13 protein-coding genes are annotated in these 18,732 nt (G+C 55.8%); 11 read left to right on the top strand and 2 right to left on the bottom strand.

What is annotated here, in order from left to right:
* The first annotated feature begins 7 nt into the window (after nt 1-7).
* From AC6I6H_RS02025 to AC6I6H_RS02010, 4 genes are all read left to right on the top strand, one after another.
* Nucleotides 8-1,525, top strand: coding sequence for a response regulator (locus AC6I6H_RS02025; RefSeq protein WP_497950453.1), 1,518 nt, complete (start codon nt 8-10; stop codon nt 1,523-1,525).
* A 189-nt stretch (nt 1,526-1,714) separates the two neighbouring features.
* On the top strand, nt 1,715-2,593 hold the full coding sequence (locus AC6I6H_RS02020; RefSeq protein WP_497950451.1) for a carbohydrate ABC transporter permease: 879 nt from the start codon (nt 1,715-1,717) through the stop codon (nt 2,591-2,593).
* A gap of 3 nt (nt 2,594-2,596) precedes the next feature.
* Nucleotides 2,597-3,427: a carbohydrate ABC transporter permease gene (locus AC6I6H_RS02015; protein ID WP_497950449.1), complete on the top strand. Its 831-nt coding sequence runs from the start codon at nt 2,597-2,599 to the stop codon at nt 3,425-3,427.
* 369 nt (nt 3,428-3,796) lie between these two features.
* Complete coding sequence (locus tag AC6I6H_RS02010; RefSeq protein WP_497950447.1) at nt 3,797-5,122, top strand: ABC transporter substrate-binding protein; 1,326 nt, start codon at nt 3,797-3,799, stop codon at nt 5,120-5,122.
* Between the two features lie 102 nt (nt 5,123-5,224).
* Here AC6I6H_RS02010 and AC6I6H_RS02005 read toward each other — a convergent pair whose 3' ends face one another.
* Nucleotides 5,225-7,426: a HelD family protein gene (locus AC6I6H_RS02005; protein ID WP_497950445.1), complete on the bottom strand. Its 2,202-nt coding sequence runs from the start codon at nt 7,424-7,426 to the stop codon at nt 5,225-5,227.
* A 452-nt stretch (nt 7,427-7,878) separates the two neighbouring features.
* Nucleotides 7,879-8,346, bottom strand: a complete 468-nt coding sequence (locus AC6I6H_RS02000; protein ID WP_497950443.1) for a hypothetical protein — start codon at nt 8,344-8,346, stop codon at nt 7,879-7,881.
* A 423-nt stretch (nt 8,347-8,769) separates the two neighbouring features.
* Here AC6I6H_RS02000 and AC6I6H_RS01995 point away from each other — a divergent pair, with 423 nt between their 5' ends.
* The 7 genes from AC6I6H_RS01995 (at nt 8,770) to AC6I6H_RS01965 (ending at nt 18,722) form a co-directional block, all read left to right on the top strand.
* Nucleotides 8,770-9,828, top strand: a complete 1,059-nt coding sequence (locus AC6I6H_RS01995; protein WP_497950441.1) for a LacI family DNA-binding transcriptional regulator — start codon at nt 8,770-8,772, stop codon at nt 9,826-9,828.
* Nucleotides 9,829-10,250: 422 nt separating this feature from the next.
* Nucleotides 10,251-11,615: an ABC transporter substrate-binding protein gene (locus AC6I6H_RS01990; protein ID WP_497950439.1), complete on the top strand. Its 1,365-nt coding sequence runs from the start codon at nt 10,251-10,253 to the stop codon at nt 11,613-11,615.
* A 146-nt stretch (nt 11,616-11,761) separates the two neighbouring features.
* Nucleotides 11,762-14,698, top strand: coding sequence for an extracellular solute-binding protein (locus tag AC6I6H_RS01985; RefSeq protein WP_497950437.1), 2,937 nt, complete (start codon nt 11,762-11,764; stop codon nt 14,696-14,698).
* 197 nt (nt 14,699-14,895) lie between these two features.
* Entirely contained in the window at nt 14,896-15,768 is an 873-nt protein-coding gene (locus tag AC6I6H_RS01980) for a carbohydrate ABC transporter permease (RefSeq protein ID WP_497950803.1), read from the top strand.
* Between the two features lie 4 nt (nt 15,769-15,772).
* Entirely contained in the window at nt 15,773-16,645 is an 873-nt protein-coding gene (locus AC6I6H_RS01975; protein WP_497950430.1) for a carbohydrate ABC transporter permease, read from the top strand.
* A gap of 12 nt (nt 16,646-16,657) precedes the next feature.
* Nucleotides 16,658-18,121 carry an NHL repeat-containing protein gene (locus tag AC6I6H_RS01970; protein ID WP_497950427.1) on the top strand — a complete coding sequence of 488 codons (1,464 nt, stop codon included), beginning with the start codon at nt 16,658-16,660 and terminating at the stop codon, nt 18,119-18,121.
* Entirely contained in the window at nt 18,102-18,722 is a 621-nt protein-coding gene (locus AC6I6H_RS01965) for a Yip1 family protein (RefSeq protein ID WP_497950423.1), read from the top strand. The genes AC6I6H_RS01970 and AC6I6H_RS01965 overlap by 20 nt, the downstream gene beginning before the upstream one ends.
* The last annotated feature ends 10 nt before the right edge of the window (nt 18,723-18,732 follow it).

The raw sequence follows: 18,732 nt of genomic DNA, 5'->3' as shown, positions 1-18,732 counted from the left end.
AACGAACATGTTAAATGTGGCAGTTGTGGACGATGAGGAAAGGATTCGCCTCGGATTGGCAAAGCTAATTGAGCAGGCAGGCGATGACTATAAAGTAACGGGTGTGTACGGAAGCGGAAACGAGTTGCTCGAGGAATTGGACCGTCTGAACGTCGATCTGGTCGTGACGGACATCAAGATGCCGCAGATGAGCGGCCTCGCACTGATCGAACAGGTGCAGCAAAAGCGCCCGGAGCTGCGGTTTGCCATTGTGAGCGGCTTCAGCGACTTTGACTACGCCCGGCAGGCCATCCGGCTGGGAGTGGAGGAATACCTGCTCAAGCCGGTTGAAACCGACGAGCTGGCCGGCATGCTGGAGCGGGTGCGGCTCAAGGTGGAGAAGGCCGGCAGCCGAAGCAGCGCCGCATCGGACGATTACCTGCGGCTTCTGGCAAGCAGCGAGCTGGACCGTCTTCCCGAAACGCTCAAGGAAGAGGCGTTCCGGGAGCTGCAAGCGCATCCGCTGTTTCGGGAGTATTATGCGGCGCTTGTCATCCATGCCGCCTCGGAGCTGATCGACGAGCGGGTCCGAAGCCTGATCTCCGGCTGGGAGCGCGAATGCAAGGTGCTGTCCTGGGAAATCGGCGAGACGGTCGTGCTGTTCGGGATCAGCGGCCGGGACGACGGCGACACGGCCCGCTCGCTCGGCCAGGAGCTGCTGCGTTCCCTGCCCGTGAACGTTCACAGCCGGGCGGGCATCAGCGGGATTTATTCCGAGCCGGCGAGCCTGCGCGACAGCTACCGGCAGGCGACCCTTGCCCTGCAGCACGCCTGGTACGACGCCGGCATCCGCGCGCTCGCGGATGCGGACCGTTTGCCCCGCCGGGCGGAAGACTATACGGTGCTGCACAAGCTCATCGACCGGGATTTCCGCACCTCTCTTCACACGCTGGATTACGAGCGGGCGCGGGCGGCGCTCGAATCCTGGACGGAAGAGGCGGCCCGCCAGCGGTGCCCCTGGCAATCGCTTCAGGAAAGCTGCTCGCTGGTCCAGACGATCATCCGGACGGAAAAGCTGGAGCGGAATCTGATTTCCCCCGAGTCCGAGGAAGAGCCTGCTTCGTGGCTGCCGCGGAATTACCAGGATTGGCACGCGTTCTCGCAAGCGCTCTCGGACTGGGTGGAAAGCCAGTTCCGGCTGCTGAAGGAAATCCAGCAGGACAACCGGGTGGTGGAAACCGTGAAGGCTTACATTCAGGAGCATTATACGGAAGACCTGGAGCTTCACAAGCTGGCCGAAATCGTCTTCCTCACGCCGAGCTATCTCAGCAAACTGTTCCGAATGAAAACGGGCGAGACCATCACCGACTTTATCATTTCCGTGCGCATCGAGCAGGCCAAGCGCCGGCTCGGGTCGGAAATCTCGCTGAAAACCTACGAAGTGGGCGAGCAGGTGGGTTACCCCGACCCCGCATATTTCAATAAAGTGTTCAAAAAAGTGGTCGGCATGACCCCGAAAGAATACCGCGACCGTGTTAGGGCATAGTTAGCAGGCTGTTAGCGGCCTGCTTTCCGGCAGTTAGCAAAATGAAGACAAGGAAAACAAACAGAGGCCATTAAAATCAAACGGCAAATGAATTATAATACCTTTGAAAGCGATACCAAACTTTCCGCTCGGTTGGAAAGTTTCTTTTCAGCTTCGCTCAGATAGCAAAGAATGAAAGCGGGGGTGCTCATGTTTAACCTAAGCTACAAAGCGCAACGATTACTGATTTTGTTCGGCTTCCTCACGATACCGCTGGCCTTGCTGCTTGTGTTGTCGTACTATCCGGCTGTATCTCTTCTGTACTACAGCTTTACGGACTGGTCCGGGGTAGGCTGGGACATGAACTGGGTCGGGTTCGCGAACTACAAAGAGATTTTTACGCGTCCCGAAATCTTCTCGGCCTTTAAAGTAAACGCTTATTATTTTATCGGCGGCCTTGTGCAAACGGCTCTCGCCATGCTGTTCGCCGTTATCCTGAGCGGCAAGCTCAAGGGTCGGAACGTTTTCCGCGCGATTCTGTTCCTGCCGTACGTTCTGCACAGCGTCGCAACCGTTATCATGTTCAAGAACGTGTACCACTCCGAATACGGTTCCCTGAACATTTTCCTCGACGCCATCGGCCTTGGCGCGCTTCAGCAATCCTGGCTGGGGAACGAGCATCTGGTTAACTTCTCCCTGGCGTTCATCTCGATGTGGAAGTTCATGGGCCTGACGATGATCATTTTCATCGGCGCCCTGCAATCCATTCCGCAAGACATGTATGAAGCCGCGAAGATCGACGGCGCCAACAGCTGGCAGGCGTTCCGCTTCATCACCCTGCCGAGCATCCGCAGCGTACTGGAGCTGCAATTGATCCTGACGCTCACCGGCGCGCTCGCCGCGTTCGAGATTCCATACGTCATGATGCTGGGGGCGAACGGAACTTCAACCTTCGTCATCCAGACCGTCGATACGGCCTTCAAGTTCCAGAAAGCCGGCTTGGCGTCCGCCATGGGTGTGGTGCTGATGCTTATCGTAATCCTGGTTATCTTCGTTCAGAAAAAGTTACTTCCGGGAGGGGAGGATTAAGCCATGGAAGCCCGTCAATCGCCTGTTACGCTTGTTCTCAAATACGCCTTGCTGGTTTTTGCCGCCTTTCTGGTTTTCTTCCCGATCTACTCGGTGTTCGTCGGCGCCTTCAAAACCCAGGTTGAATTTTATCAATCGGGAATGGCGCTGCCGCAGGATTTCTTCAACTTTGAAAACTTCGAGCGCGTATTCCGGATCGGCAAACTCGGTCCGAGCTTTGTAAACACTCTGATCATCATGGTCGTTTCGCTGGCCGGCAACGTGCTGTTCGGCACGATGGTCGCTTACGCGCTGGGCCGTTTCAAATTCAAGCTGCGCATGCCGATTATGGGCCTGTACCTGGGCGCCCAGCTGATCCCGACGATTACGACGCAAGTCGCTACGTTCAGCGTTATCAAAGCGCTTGGGCTTTACAACACGATGGGCGCGCCCATCATCCTGTATCTGGGCGCGGACGTGCTGCAGATCGTCATCTACCTGCAGTTTATCAACAGCATTCCGAAGGACCTGGACGAAAGCGCGATGATCGAAGGCGCGTCGCTGTTCAAGATTTACCGCTCGATCATCTTCCCGCTGCTGGCTCCGGCCACGGCGACGCTGATCATTTTGAAGACGATCTCGATTTACAACGACTTTTACACGCCTTACCTGTACATGCCGAGCCAACAGCTCCGCGTTGTCTCGACCGCGATCTACTCTTTCGTCGGGCCGAACGCCGCGCAGATCAACGTCATTTCGGCCGGTATCCTGATCATCTTCATTCCGACCGTCTTGATCTTCCTGTTCCTGCAGCGGTTCATTTTCTCCGGCGTCACAAGCGGCGCTGTAAAGTAAACCGCAGCCTCGTGCGGAACGAATGCCAATACGCAAAAACCGCCGGTTATCCGGCGGTTTTTTGTTTGGAGCGTGTTGTCGAATCTTCGGGAAAAAAGCAGAAAAAGGGGGAATTTTCCGCCTCTCGGAGCGGCTAGAAAGCACATGGATGTGAGATGATACAAAGAAAGGAAGAAAAGCGAAATTAGTGAAAAGGGGTGACGAAAAAAGCTAACTTTTTTTATTGTTAGCATAATTGGTGACAAGAAAAACAAACCGAGTCCATTTTTATTGCTTGTGAAAACGCTTATACTTGGGAATGTAAGCGATGCCAAGCGGGTTTTCAAAAAGGCTGGAATCGCAATCAAATCTCTGGGGGTTGAACTTGAGATGAAAAAGAAAAGTATCGGGTTAGGCGTAGCTTCCGTCATGATGGTTTCTGTTCTGGCGGGCTGCGGCGGCGGAGATAAAGAAGCGGCTTCTCCTTCTCCTTCGGCAACGACTGGCGCAACAACGGAAGCTACTGCGTCTCCTGCAGGCGGAGCTACTTCCGAGCTTAGCGGAAAGATCAAGGTTCTGACGCACCGCACGGACATGGTAAACGACGGCACGATGGATTCCTATGCGGCCAAGTTTAAAGAAAAGTATCCGAACGCGGAAATCGAGTTCGAAGGTCTGACGAACTACGCGACGGACATTAAAGTCCGCCTGACGACCGGCGAAGCCGGCGACGTCAACATGCTGGACGGCGGTATGGCAACGAGCGAGCTTCCGAAATACTACGAAGCCCTGCCGGAATCCATGTTTGAAAACGTTTATTTCGCTGACGTTCGCGAACTGGACGGCAAACGCTACGGGATTGCCACTGGCGTAAACACGCAAGGCATCGTGTACAACAAGAAAGCGTTTGAAGCGGCCGGCATCGACAAAGTGCCGACGACGCTTGACGAGCTGTACGCAGCCGCTCAAAAACTGAAAGACAAAGACATCATTCCGCTGTACCTGAACTTCGGCGCGCAATGGCCGATGACCAACTGGGGCCAAAACTCCTACTGGTATGTAGCCGGCGACCCGAAATACACGGATACCCTCGTAACGACCGACACGCCTTTCACGGTTGACGGCCCTTACGGCACGCTGGTTAACATCGCCCGTACCTTCGTTGAAAAAGGCTGGGTTGAAAAAGACCTTTCCACGAACAACTGGGAAATGTCCAAAGGCGAAGTTGCTTCCGGCAAAGCCGCCATGTACTTCCTGGGCAACTGGGTTATCCCGCAAGTTATCGGCGCAGGCGCCGCTTCCGAAGACATCGGTTTCTTCCCGCTTCCTTACGACAACAGCGGCAAGTACAACGTTCCGCTGGGCGGCGACTACTTCATCGGCGTAAGCAAAGACAGCAAGAACAAAGAACTGGCTACGGCATGGGTTGAATTCTTCGTCAAAGAATCCGGCTACGACACCTACTCGGGCTTCCTGCCGGTTGACAAAACGAAACAATCCGATGTTCCGCAAATGGCCGAGTTCCAATCCTTCAACCCGACCATGATCGAAAGCGTAGCAACGGATCCGAAGTTCAACGAAATCGCCAACAAAGCGGAAATCGCTGTCAGCACCGGCGCAGTTGAGCAAGAGCTGATCAAAGCTCCGGACCTGCAAAAAGCATTCGACGACCTGAACAAGAAATGGGCCGAAGCAAGAAAAGCCCTCGGCTATTAATCCGCAAGCTTCCTCGCGAAGCAAGCGCGCATAACCAGGAAGAGCCTGCCGACCGGATGGTCGGGCAGGCTCTTTTGTTTTTCGGGCTTTACGCGCCCCCCGTCAGCCTTGCGCTTGCGCATCAGCGTCTGCAACGAGCGGGGATGGCGTACCGGTATACAGCACCTCCAGGCGGTGGAGGGCCCGGGTCGCCGCCACGTACAGCAGCTTTGCATCGCGTTCCGAGGCGCGGTAATTGCGGCTGTCGGCATCGGGCAGAACGACGGCATCAAACTCCAGCCCCTTGGCCAAATAGACCGGAACGACGGACAGGCCCCCTTCGTACCGGAGCCGTCCGGCATGGATCAGGTTGGCCTCCTGCCCGTCCGCCGTCAAAGCGGCATGCGCCTCCCCGGCGTCGCGGGCGGTCCGGGTGACGACGGCAATGGTGCCCAGCACCCCGGAGGCGCGCAGCTCGCGGACCGTCCGGCACAGGGCCGGCATCCGCTCTCCGGCGCCGCCCAGAGCGTGCAGCCGCACGGGTTCGCCGGTCCGGAAAACGGGCACCGCCAGCGAGTCGGTTAATCCGGCCCGCTCCAGTACGCCGTTGGCGAACTCGATGATCTCGGTCGTCGACCGGTAGCTCCGGTCCAGCTTGTAGAAGCCGCGCGCCGGCTCGGAAAACAACGCGAGAAATTCGCTCCAGGCATGAATGCCCTGGTAGTCGTGAATGCCTTGGGACAAATCCCCGAGGACGGTAAAGGAGCCGCTTGGCACATGGCTTTTCAAAAGCTCCAGCTGAAAAGGGGAGAAGTCCTGCGCTTCGTCGATGACGACATGGTCGAACCGGTCCTCGCTGTCGATGCCGGACCAGCGGTCCCGGATGTACAGCAGAGGCGGGAGATCCTCGACCGCCGCCGTTTTTTTGCGCAGCGTTTTCAGGGTCGCGGCCCGGATGGACGGCGGAATCGGCAGCTCGTTTTCCTCCGGCCCGGCGTTCCCGGACCCGTCTTCAAACATTCCCTTGTAAAAAGCGAGAGGAGAGAGCGGCGGCCACAGCTTGAGGTAGCTTTTCAGCCGCGCGCCGGCTTTCTTTTTGGCTTCTTTGCGGGCTTTGGGATCGCGGATCCGGTCCAGCTCCATTTCCAGCCAGCGCTTGATGCGCGCTTCGCCGCGCTCCTTGCGCTTCTGGAGCGGGTAGTGGCGAAGGTCTTCATAAAACCATTTGCGAATGGTCGCGGCAGGGAGCTTGCGGGAGGGCCAGGCTTCAAAGTCGGCATCCGGCAAATAAGCCTTTTCGAAGCGGTCCAGGTTTTGGTCCAGATGACGCATGAAGCGGATGGAGCCCTTGAACCGTCCCGGCGGCACGTCTTCCCCTTCGTCGGGGACGGCCGGGTTTCCGGCCGCCGCTTTGCCTTTCCCGCTGCCGGAGATTCCACGTTCGGGATCAAACCAGTAATCGTACATGGCGGCGGGATCGGCCAGCTGAATCGGCTCGTCCAGCTTGGCAAGCGCCCAATCGGCAAATACCGTCTGCCGGATGTGGCCGACGCCCAGCTCGGGAAGCACGCCGGAGATGTAATCGAGAAACATGCGGTTGGGCGCAAAAATGATCATCCGCTCCGCACGCATGTTCTCCCGGTAGCGGTACAGCAAAAAGGCGAGCCGGTGAAGCGCGACGGTTGTCTTGCCGCTTCCGGCTACGCCCTGAATGAATAAGGCTTTGCTGCGGTCGTCCCGGATGATCCGGTCCTGCTCCGCTTGAATGGTCGAAACGATGTCGCGCAGCTTGTTGTCCTTGTTCTCGCCCAGCCGGTAGAGCAGGAACTCGTCCGTTACGGTCCCGCCTGCTTCCTGGCCGCGCGCGTAAGAATCGACCACGCGCTGCAGCTCTCCGCCGCGAATCACAAGGTTTCGTTTTAAATGAACCTGCCCTTCGACAGGACCGTCCGGGGCTTCATAAGCGATCGAAGCCTCTCCGCCGGTAAAAGAATAATACAGCTCGGCGATCGGAGCCCGCCAATCAATGACAAGCGGCCGGCTGTCGGCGCTGTTTTCCACGCCTCTTTTGCCGATGTAGAGCGGCTCGGAGGCACCCGCTCCCGCTTCCTCGAAATCAAGCCGGCCAAAGTACGGCTCGTCGGCGGCCCGGCTCAGGTTTTGGCGGCTTTCTTCGCGCGCGCTTTCGAGCACCTGCTCGGTATAATCGTCCCCCCGGTAACGGGGAATTTGGTCCAGCCGGTTCCGCTGCCTTTGAATCTCCTCGGCCGTTTGCCTCAGACGCGGCTGCTCTTCCAGATAGGCACTTTGATTCGCAGGGGTCACAATCAGTTACCTCCATGGATGGATGATTTTGCCTTCATAAGAAAGACAGAGAAAGAATATACCACAAGGAGGAGAAGAGCGCAAGAAAAAGAAACTTATGGCCTTGTTCAGAATTGAGTAAGGTTTTGTAACATAAATGAAACATTTCTGTGATGTTGTGTTAACATTCCTGCCGTATTATTAATCGCAAGACCCCCTTTTTTTATATAGTACCTTGGCCCGCCCCGTTGGCGGGCTCCTTTTTTTGCTGGGACCTTCCTTTATGTGAGCTTTTCTTAGAGATTTTGCGGGTATGTAACGTGGACCTCATGCCCATGTAATGTGTTCGGGCGGGGAGAAGACGGGGGCTTATCTTAGATAAAAAAGAAGGAGAAGGGATTCTTCGTACCGCTTCGCGCATTTAACGCGAAATGGAAATCCCCTCCAGCCGGAGCAGCCGCAGGGGTTCTCATTCAGTCGATCAGGAATACCCTGCTGAGGCCGCTCGCGCTCCCGCCGGTAAATTTGGCATGGATGCTGGTTATGGGCGCGTCTCTAAGAAAAAATCCATGATGCTCGCAATTCAGAATGCTGTCATTTGCATTGGCAAAGACCGATAGTCCATTGGCCGTAATCTTTTGAGCGTTCGAATAAATGGCAACTGTGATTTCGCTTTGAAAGGTGGCGTCAAGAGACCACCCGTTTCTTCCCAGATAAAACCCTGATCTTTCCCCTTCATGGTGGGACGCATCGCCAGTCATTATAAGATTCGACTTGTACCCTTCCGACTTTTCGTTTACTTGTAGTAAAAGCCGGTCGTCTGAACCGTGTGCGGCTAATTCTCCGCAGATGTAAATCTTCAGGAAACCGTTTGTGACGGGATTGAAGGTGAAACTAAATCCCGGCGAGTTTTCAAAAGGGATATTGCCGATCCGCTTCATTTTTGCCTCCCGCAGCCATTTTTATTTTCGTAAAGTAAAATGCCCTTTTCTCATGGTAATGATTCGTTTACGTACCGGTATGGCGAATTCGTCTGAAAAAGTTTATTCCCTTGTAGCGGCGGGGCGGAGGGGATAAACTGAGTTCCTATGGAATTTGCCCGAGGATCAGGAAAAAAGGGCCATTGTTGTTCGAAGAGCTAGAGGGGGACGTGAAGCGGAGTTATCCCGCTTTCGTGTTGCATGCCGCAGCAAAAAGGACATAACAAACCAAACATTAGAATTTTTAATAAAATCCCTGTTTTACTTGCTCTTCATGAGGTGCTACAATGGGACACAAAAGCCTTACCTAACAAGAGTTAGAAAATTCAGCTTTCTTGTTTGGCCTTTATTGCTTAATTAAACCGTAAGCACAGGATGGGATTTATGAGAGAAAAGGTAACCATTCAGCAGATCGCCGATCTGGCTGGCGTCTCCAAATTCGCGGTTTCCCGGGCGTTGTCGGGCAAATCGGGTGTCAGCTCCGCCACACGGGAAATGATCATTAAGACGGCGGGGCAGCTGGGCTATTTCAAAATAGGGGCGGGTGCCGTAACCGCGCAGCCCCCGGAACCGCCTCCCGGAGATATGTCGGGAGCCATTGTCGTGCTCTTTCCCAACATTCGGTACCAGGATAAGGACAATTTGTATTGGGGGCCGGTTTTTGAAGGGATTTCCTCCCGTCTGAACCAGAAAAAGCTGGACATCATCACCTTGACCGAGCCTTCCAGCGACCGGGTATTCAGCCTTCTGAATCCGCAAGCGATCAAAGGCGTGATCGCTCTCGGCAGGGTGTCCACGCAGATTCTGCTTGATATCAAGCAGCTGGATATCCCTGTTGTGATGGTTGACCATGTAGATCCGGCCTTCCACACGGATACGGTGTTTGCGGACAACATAACGGCCATGCAGGAGCTGATGCTGAAGCTGATCAGCAAGGGATACCGGAAGTTCCAGTTTGTCGGCAACATCGCCGAAGCGCAAAGCTATTACGAACGCTGGGTCGCCTTCAACTCCGTGCTGACCGATTACAGGATCGAGCATGCCCAGAACAAGCGGCTGATCGAAATCGAAATCGAAGATATTTGGCAGCAGTTCTGGCCGGCGATCGAAGGCAAGGAGCTCCCGGAGGTGTTCGTCTGCGTAAACGATAATGTCGCGACATTCGTGATCGAGCATTTGCAGAAGAATGGCGTTGAGGTGCCCGTGCAGGTGAATGTGACCGGCTTTGACAACACCTATCAAATGGAGCCGATCCTGGCGACGGTGGATGTCAAAGAGGAGCTGCTCGGCATGCGGGCGGTCGACCAGCTGCTCTGGAGGATAGGAAACCGCCGCTCCAATTGTGAAAAGCTGCTCATTCATGCGGATGTTCTCTTCCGCGATCTTTCCTCCGGCGGGCGCGAGAACGGGGCCGCCGACGGAAAGGCGAGTTCGATCGTGTGAAAAATCCCTTGTGATTGGAAGGCTGCTGCCTTTCGGCGCAAGGGATTTTTTTCCTAACAAAACACGAACAAAATAGCCGATTTGGTTATGATTATTCTTCCTAACCCCTAAAAATATTGAAAAAGGAACGAATGTTCGCGAAAATGACAGCGATTACAAAACGTTCAAAATGAAACGGTCATATTTGATAATTCCTAGTAATAACAATAAATAAAAACGCTTTCCGAACTTTTTTGGTCTCGACAATTTTTTTATTGACGATGCTAGAATATGGTGTTATTATTTTTTTGTCAAAAAGCATAACCAGACTAACAAAACCTAACAAGATGGTGGTGGTTTTGCGGCGGAAAAACAGGCAGAAGGAATGGGATTTTTAAGGGGCCAGATTTGCAAGTGATAAAGACCAAAATGGAGGTTAAGTCATGAAAAAAATGAAAGTGCTTTCATTCATGTTACTCAGTTTCATGCTCATCCTTACCGCCTGCAGCGGCGGCGGATCGAAGTCCGCCGAAGAAAGCGCGAGTCCTTCTGCAAGCGCTGCCACCGAGAGCGCAAGTCCGACCGCCGAACCGACCGCTTCCGAAGCGCCCGTTCCCGATCTGGGCGGCCGCGTCATCAAGATTGCCGCATGGTGGGATTTGACGCCCGCAGGCAACACGGCCGGCGAAAAAGCCCGCCTGGAAAAGATTGCGGAAGTCGAAAAGAAATACAACTGCAAAATCGAATTCGTGAACGTGCCGTTTGAAGAATACATGAACAAGTTCACGACGACCGTTCTGGCCGGCGAGCCCTTCGCCGACATCGTGCAAATGGAATACAAATCGGCTCTGCCGGCGATTGCCAAGGGCCAGCTGCTGAAGCTCAGCGAGTTCACCACGCCCGAGAACAACATCAACCAAGAGGCTGACCAGTTGACCAAATATCCGGCCATCGCAGGCGAAGAATACGCCTTCGACAACCCGGTTGTCCTCGGTCTCGGCATGCACTACAACCGCGACCTGTTCAAGAAGCTTGGCCTTCCCGACCTGCAGGAAATCTACGAAAAGGGCGAATGGAACTGGGATAAGTTCCTGGAAATCGCCAAGCAAGCCACGAAAGATACGGACAACGACGGCAAAATCGACACTTATGGAACCTCCGGCTGGCCGGTTGACGCTCTTAAGCACTTCACGGTAGCAAACGGAGGCCTGATTGTAGACGACGTGAACAAAAAAGAAGGCCTGTCCGATGCCAAAACGATCGAAGCGGCCGAATTCGTTAACAAGCTTTGGAACGTTGAAAACGTTGTCAAGGTAAAAACCGGCAACAAGATGGATTGGAACGAATCGATGACCTTCAAAGACGGCGACGTGGCTATGTTCACCGCAGCCGAATGGATGCTGGGCGACGTAACGTTCAACATGGGCGTTGTTCCGATTCCGCCCGGACCGAACGGCTCCAAGGAGCATACCTACGCGAACACGGCGGCTTCCGCCAAGTTCATTCCGAAAGGCACGAAGGACCCGCAAATCGTTTACCAAATCTTTGAGGAAACCTTCGACATTCCCCCGACGGAAGAGTATGCCGGTCAGGATTACCTGGAGGGCATGTACAAAAACCAAGAAGACATCGACATGATCCGTGAGCACATCGCCGGCACCGGCGTGATTACGATCGACGAAGCGTACACCGATTATCCGACCTATGCTTTCATCGAGGACATTGTCGTGAAAAACGCTTCCGTTACTGCCACGGCCGAGAAATACAAGCAGCAAGCGCAAGCCTCGGTTGACAAACTGGGCAAATAAAACCGGACGGTCATCTGTCAAGGGGGATGTCGACAAGACCTCCCCCTTTACGCTGCATCCAAACGGACCATTCCTTGCGTCCGCGGCCGTTCAACCGGCACGCGGACAGGGGGATGGCGTACCCGCGTTCACAAGGAGGAGTAACATTGAAAGGGAAAAAGCGGCTCGCCAAAATGGCCGCTCTGGCGGTGGCCATACTGACGGCGTTCACGTTCTTAATGCCCCCGGCCGGCAACCGGCTGGAGGCGGCGGGGTCCGGCGACACGCCGGCCGCGCAAACGGCGGCGGAGACCGCCGATATGCCGACCGCCAGAGACGGCCTTTCCTACCGGGACTATCTGGAGCAACATCAAGGCGCGGAACGGCCGCAAACCCCGATCACGCTTGAAGCGGCATCGTACACAAGGGCCGAAGGCAGCGAGGTCAAGACGCTGGACGGCTATGAAGGCCAGGCCGGCACCTCGCTCTATACGGGCGAAACCGGCGAAGTGGAATGGACGTTTGAAGTCGCGCAGGCGGGGCTGTACAACCTGTCCGCGGTTTATTTTCCCGCTCCGGGCAAAAGCTCGACGATTGAGCGAGCGCTTCGCATCGACGGGGAGACGCCGTTCGAGGAAGCGGGCTATTTGCAGTTTGACCGCGTTTGGGACAACGAAAAGCAAGAGATCGTGCAGGACAATCAAGGAAACGACTTGCGCCCCCGGCAGGTGGAACAGCCGGTTTGGCGGGAAGCGGCCTTCAAGGATTCCGACGGCTACGAGGTGGAACCGTTTCTGTTTTATTTCAGCGCAGGAACGCATACGCTCACGCTTGTATCTTCCCGGGAGCCGATGGTTATCCGCGAATTGAAGCTGTTTCAGGCGGACGCTCCGCTTTCTTATGAAGAAACGCTGAAGCAGCTGGAGGAGCAGGGAGCGGTTCCGACTAAAGGAGTTTCCCTGACAGTGGAAGGCGAAAACGCCTCCGCCAAGTCCTCCCCGACTCTTTATCCCCTGAGCGAGCGTTCCAGCTCGGCCGTCAGTCCGTACAGTGCGTCCAAGGTGCGGATCAATACGATCGGCGGCTACAACTGGCGTCTGCCGGGCCAATGGATCGAATGGGAAGTGGAAGTGCCGGAAACGGGCTTTTACAACATCACCTTCAAATCCCAGCAAAACTTCGTCCGCGGCATTTACGCCTCCCGCCGGCTGACCATTGACGGCAAAATTCCGTTCCAGGAAGTACAGGAAGTCGCCTTCCGTTACAAGAGCGGTTACCGGCTGGACACCCTCGGCCAGGACAAGAACGAGCCGTATCTCTTTTACCTGGAAAAAGGCAAGCATACCCTCCGGTTGGAGGCCACGCTCGGGGAATTTGCCCCGCTCATCAACGATGTCAAAGAGAGCTTGTATAATCTGAACGCCATGTACCGGAAAATCCTGATGATCACGGGCACAAGCCCCGATGCGGTGCGGGATTACCGGGTCGAGCGGCAAATTCCCGACCTGCTGGAAACCTTTGAAGTCGAACGGGACCGGCTGGACAACGTCGCGAAGAAGCTGGTGGAGCTGTCCGGCCAATCCGGCGACCAGTCGGCGCTTCTGAAAACGATGTCCACCCAGCTGGACGAGATGATCGAGGAGCCGGACACGATTCCCCGTCGTCTGCAGGCCTACAAGACCAACACGGGCGGGCTTGGCACCTGGCTTCAGCAGGCCCGGGAGCAGCCGCTGGAAATCGACGCGATTTACGTTACATCGCCCGACAAGAAGGCGCCCCAAAAAGGCATGGGCTTCGGCGCGAAGCTCAAGCATGAAGCCTCGACGTTCCTGTACTCCTTTTTTATCGATTATAACCGGATCGGCAACGTATCCGACGACAAGGAGCAGCGGACGGTAACGGTCTGGATCGGCAGCGGCCGCGACCAGGCCAACACGATGAAGGCGATGATCGACGAAACCTTCACGTCCCAAACCGGCATCAACGTCAACCTGGAGCTGGTGAATATGGGAGCGCTGCTTCCCGCAACGCTTGCGGGCCAAGGCCCGGACGTGGCGATGCAGATCGGCAACGACCTGCCGGTCAACTTCGCGATGCGCAACGCGGCGGCCGACCTTTCGCAATTTGCCGATTTTGAGGAAGTGGCGAAGCGGTTCCGCGAAAGCGCCGTTGTTCCTTACTCCTACAATAACGGGGTATACGCCCTGCCGGAAACGCAAACCTTCAACATGCTGTTCTACCGCAAGGACGTTATGGAAGAGCTTGGCCTGACCATTCCCGACACCTGGGACGATGTCAGCAACCTGCTTGCGGTGCTGAACAAAAACCATATGGAATTCGGTCTTCCGGTCGTCGCGCAGGCGCCGAACCAGTGGACCAACATTCCGCCAAACTCCATGTACGCGACGATTCTGATGCAGAGCGGCGGCCAGTTCTACCGCAACGAGGGCAAGGAATCCGATCTCGATTCGCGCAAAGGGATCGAGGCGTTCAAACAGTGGACGGAATATTACACCGACTACAAGCTGGAGCGGGAATACGACTTTGCCAACCGGTTCCGCACCGGACAGATGCCGATCGGGATCGGCGATTATACGATCTACAACCAGCTTGCCGTATTCGCTCCGGAAATCCGCGGCATGTGGGGCTTCGCGCCCGTACCGGGCACGGTGCAGGAGGACGGCACCGTCCGCCGGGACGTTCCGGGCGGAGGGAGCGCCGTGCTGATGCTGGAGAATGCGGAAGACAAGGAAGCGGCCTGGGAATTCCTGAAGTGGTGGACGAGCGAGGAAACGCAAACGGTGTTCGGCCGCGAAATGGAAGGCTTGATGGGCGCGGCGGCGCGTTATCCGACCGCCAACATCAAGGCGCTGGACGCGCTTCCGTGGCCGGTTGACGATTACCGCAACCTGAAGGCCCAGTTCGAATGGGTGCAGGGCATTCCCGAAGTGCCCGGCGGGTATTTCACCGGCCGCCACCTGTTCAACGCGTTCTACAAAACGGTTATTGGCAAAACGGAAGCCCGGGAATCCATCATGGACTACGTGCAGTACATCCAGGATGAAATCCGGACCAAGCGCAAGGAGTTCGGTTTGCCGCAATAAGAAGCGGACGCGCCGGCCGCCGGATGCCCTCGGAAAAAGAAGAGACGGGTCTCTTCCTTTCCGCGCCGGCGCGGCCGCCGTTAAGTGATGGAGGGGTTCGAATCGTGCTGCAGAAGAGCGTGCAGGAAGCAACCATTGTCAGTAACAAAGGCCGATCCCCGCAGCCCCGTTCCTGGTGGGCTTACAAGTGGAAGGCCATAAAAGCCAACAAACATTCGTACATTCTCATGTCGCCGTACATGATTCTCTTTTTCCTGTTTACCGTGCTTCCCGTCGTCATCTCGATGGTGCTCAGCTTCACGTATTTCAACATGCTGGAGTTCCCGAAGTTCATCGGCTGGCAAAACTACACCCGGCTGTTTCTCGAGGATGACGTTTTTCTGATCGCTCTGAAGAACACGCTGCTGTTCGCGGCCATTACCGGGCCGGTCAGCTACCTGGCCTGCTTCGTGTTCGCGTGGATCATCAACGAGCTGTCGCCCAAGCTTCGGGCGTTTATGACGCTGATCTTTTACGCGCCTTCGATCTCGGGGAACGTTTACTTTATCTGGCTTATGATTTTCTCCGGCGACCGCTACGGCATTGCGAACGGCTTCCTGATCAAAATGGGCTTTATTCTGGAGCCGATCCTGTGGCTGAAAACGGAAGCGTACATTCTGCCGATCATCATCATCGTGCAGCTCTGGCTGAGTCTCGGCACCGGCTTCCTGGCCTTTATCGCAGGTCTGCAAACCGTCGACAAAACGCTTTATGAAGCGGGAGCGGTGGACGGTATCCGCAACCGCTGGCAGGAGCTGTGGTACATTACGCTGCCTTCTATGCGGCCGCAGCTGATGTTCGGCGCGGTGATCCAGCTGACCACATCCTTTGCGGTGGCCGACGTTTCGATTGCCCTGGCCGGCTTCCCGAGTGTCAACTACGCCGCCGAGACCATCGTCACGCACTTGATCGACTTTGGAACGACCCGGTTTGAGATGGGGTATGCTTCGGCAATCGCCACCGTGCTATTCGTTCTGATGGTCGTCACCAACCTGATCGTGCAAAAACTTCTCCGAAAGGTGGGCGACTGAGCGCATGAGCAGCCTCTCTCTCAAGCTACTTCCCAAGAAAAGGGTCAACCGATCGCTCGCCGGGAGCGTGGCGCTGTTCTTCCTGCTCCTTGTATTCGGAGCCTTCATGGTACTGCCGCTGATCTATGCGATCAACAATGCGTTCAAGCCGCTGGACGAAATCTTCCTGTTTCCGCCTACGCTGTTTGTCCGCAACCCCACCATGAACAATTTTTCGGACCTGATGAACCTGCTGGGCCAGTCGTGGGTTCCGTTCTCGCGTTACATTTTTAACACGATCTTCATCACCGGGGTGGGCATCGTCGGACACGTCCTGCTCGCTTCGGCCGCCGCTTATCCGCTGGCGAAGCACCGGTTTCCCGGCAAAGCCATTCTGTTCAACATCGTCGTTCTGTCGCTGATGTTCACACCGGCCGTCACCGCGACCCCCAACTACATGATCATGTCCTGGCTGGGCCTGATCGACACTTACTGGGCGGTTATCATTCCGGCGTTCGCCTATTCGCTGGGGCTTTATCTGATGAAGCAGTTCATGGAGCAAATCCCGGACGCGCTTCTGGAAGCCGCCAAAATCGACGGGGCCAGCGAATACCGGATCTTCTTCTCGATCGTCATGCCCAACGTCAAGCCGGCCTGGCTCACGCTGATCATCCTCCTGTTCCAGATTCTGTGGGGCAGCGACGGAAACGGCTTTATTTACAGCGAGCAGCTCAAGACGCTCCACTACGCCTCGACGCAGATCGTTCAGGGCGGGATCGCCCGGGCGGGCGCGGGCGCGGCGGTGGCGCTCATTCTGATGAGCGTGCCGATCACGCTGTTTATCTTCTCGCAAAGCCAGATTATCGAGACCATGGCTACTTCAGGGATGAAAGATTAGGGGGGAGCGCACGTGGCAGCAAAAAAATGGGTTCTCGGCCTTGCCGCGGCCTGCGTTCTGCTTGCCGGAACCGGCATAACGGAGGCGGCCGCTTCCGCGCCGTACGAGAGCTACAACTACAACTATTGGAAAGACGCCGTCCCGGCGCCGGCCGCTTATCTGCCGGCCAGAGCCATAACGGGCGCGGAGCTCGGCGTCGGCGACTTCGTGGAGCCGAGCGATCTCAACGTTTCTCCCGCGGGGAACACTTACGTGCTGGATACGGGCAATGCGCGGATCGTCGCGCTGGACCCGGAGTGGAACGTGCTGCGCGAAATCAAAACGTTCCGGAATGAAGGCAAGGAGGACGGGTTCAAAAATCCGCAGGGCATTTTCACGGACGAGGAAGAGAACCTGTACGTGGCCGATACCGACAACCAGCGCATTGTGGTGCTGTCGGCGGAAGGCGAGCTGGTCAAGATCGTCCAGAATCCGCAGTCCGAGGTGCTTCCGCAGGACTTTAAATTTGTGCCGCTCAAGGTGACCGTCGACAAGGCCAAACGGATTTACGTCGTGGCGCGCGGCATCTACGAAGGCATCATGCAGTTTGACGAGAACGGCAAATTCCTCGGTTATGTCGGCACCATCAAGATCCGGCGCGATTACGCGGATTACTTCTGGCGGCTCGTTTCGACGAAAGCACAGAGAGCGCAGATGGCGCTGTACATCCCGACCGAATTTTCCAACCTCGACATCGACCACAAGGGATTCGTGTATGCGACCAATATCGACGTCGGCTCCGACGAACCGATCAAGCGGTTGAATCCGTCGGGCGAGGACGTGCTGAAGCGGTTCGGCTACTTCCCGGTCAAAGGCGATTTGTACTACCGGCGGATCGTCGGGCCGTCCAAGTTCACCGATATCAAGGTGCTCGGCAACGGCATGTACAGCGGCCTCGACACAACGCAGGGCCGGGTGTTCACCTACGACGACGAGGGGCATTTGCTGTATCAGTTCGGCGGTAAAGGAACCCAGCTCGGCACGTTCAAAACGCCGGTGGCCGTCGAAAAGGCCGGGGATAACCAGCTGGTTCTCGACCGCGGCCGCGCCAACCTGGTTGTGTTTGAGCCGACGGAATACGGCAAGCTTGTCAACCAGGCCGTTTCCGATCATTACGTCGGCGAGGATCAGGAAGCGGTCAAAAGCTGGAACCGCGTGCTGGAGCTGAACATAAACAGCGACATCGCCTACATCGGCATCGGAAAAGCGATGCTGATGGAAAAGCAGAACAAAAAGGCGATGGAGTATTTCAAGCTGGGGATGGACCGCAAAAGCTACTCGGTCGCCTTCAAGCGCTACCGCCGCGAAGTAATGAAGGATCATTTCGGAACGGTCATGACGGTGCTGTTCGCCGCGCTTCTCGCGGTCGTCGCCTGGCGGCTCGTGAAGAAATGGAGACAAAGGAGGGCGGTTGGCCGTGAAGCAAGATTTTATTAAGTTCCCGCTGCACGTCATCGTTCACCCGTTTGACGGCTTCTGGGATATGAAATACGAGGGGAAGGGCAAGCTCAAGGTCGCCTGGACCTTTCTTCTGCTGGTCGTGCTCGCCATGATTTTGCAAAAGCAGTTTGCCGGCTTTCTGGTCAATTACAACGACCCCCGGCATTTGAACAGCATCGATGAACTGATTTTTATCGTGCTTCCTTTCTTCCTCTGGTGCATCGCCAACTGGTCGATCACGACGCTGATGGACGGAGAAGGAAAGTTCCGGGAAATCGTGATGGCGACGGCGTATTCGCTCTTGCCGATCATCCTGATCTACATCCCGATGACGTTCGCGAGCCGGTTTATGGTCCAGGAGGAAACGGCGTTTTATTACCTGCTGAACACGGTTGCGGTGATCTGGTTTGTCCTCCTTCTGTTCGTCGGAACGATGACCGTTCACCAGTACACCGCCGCGAAGACCGTCTGGACGATGTTTCTGACCGTGGTGGTCATGCTGGTCATCGTGTTCCTGGGCTCGCTGGTATTCAGCATGCTGCAGCAAATCTATGAATTTATCGTCAACATCTACCGCGAGATCATTTTCCGGACCTAAAAGGAGGCCG

This window comes from Gorillibacterium sp. sgz306347, assembly GCF_059735245.1.
Note: the sequence above shows the minus strand (reverse complement) of the source record. Positions and strands in the feature narration are given on the sequence as shown.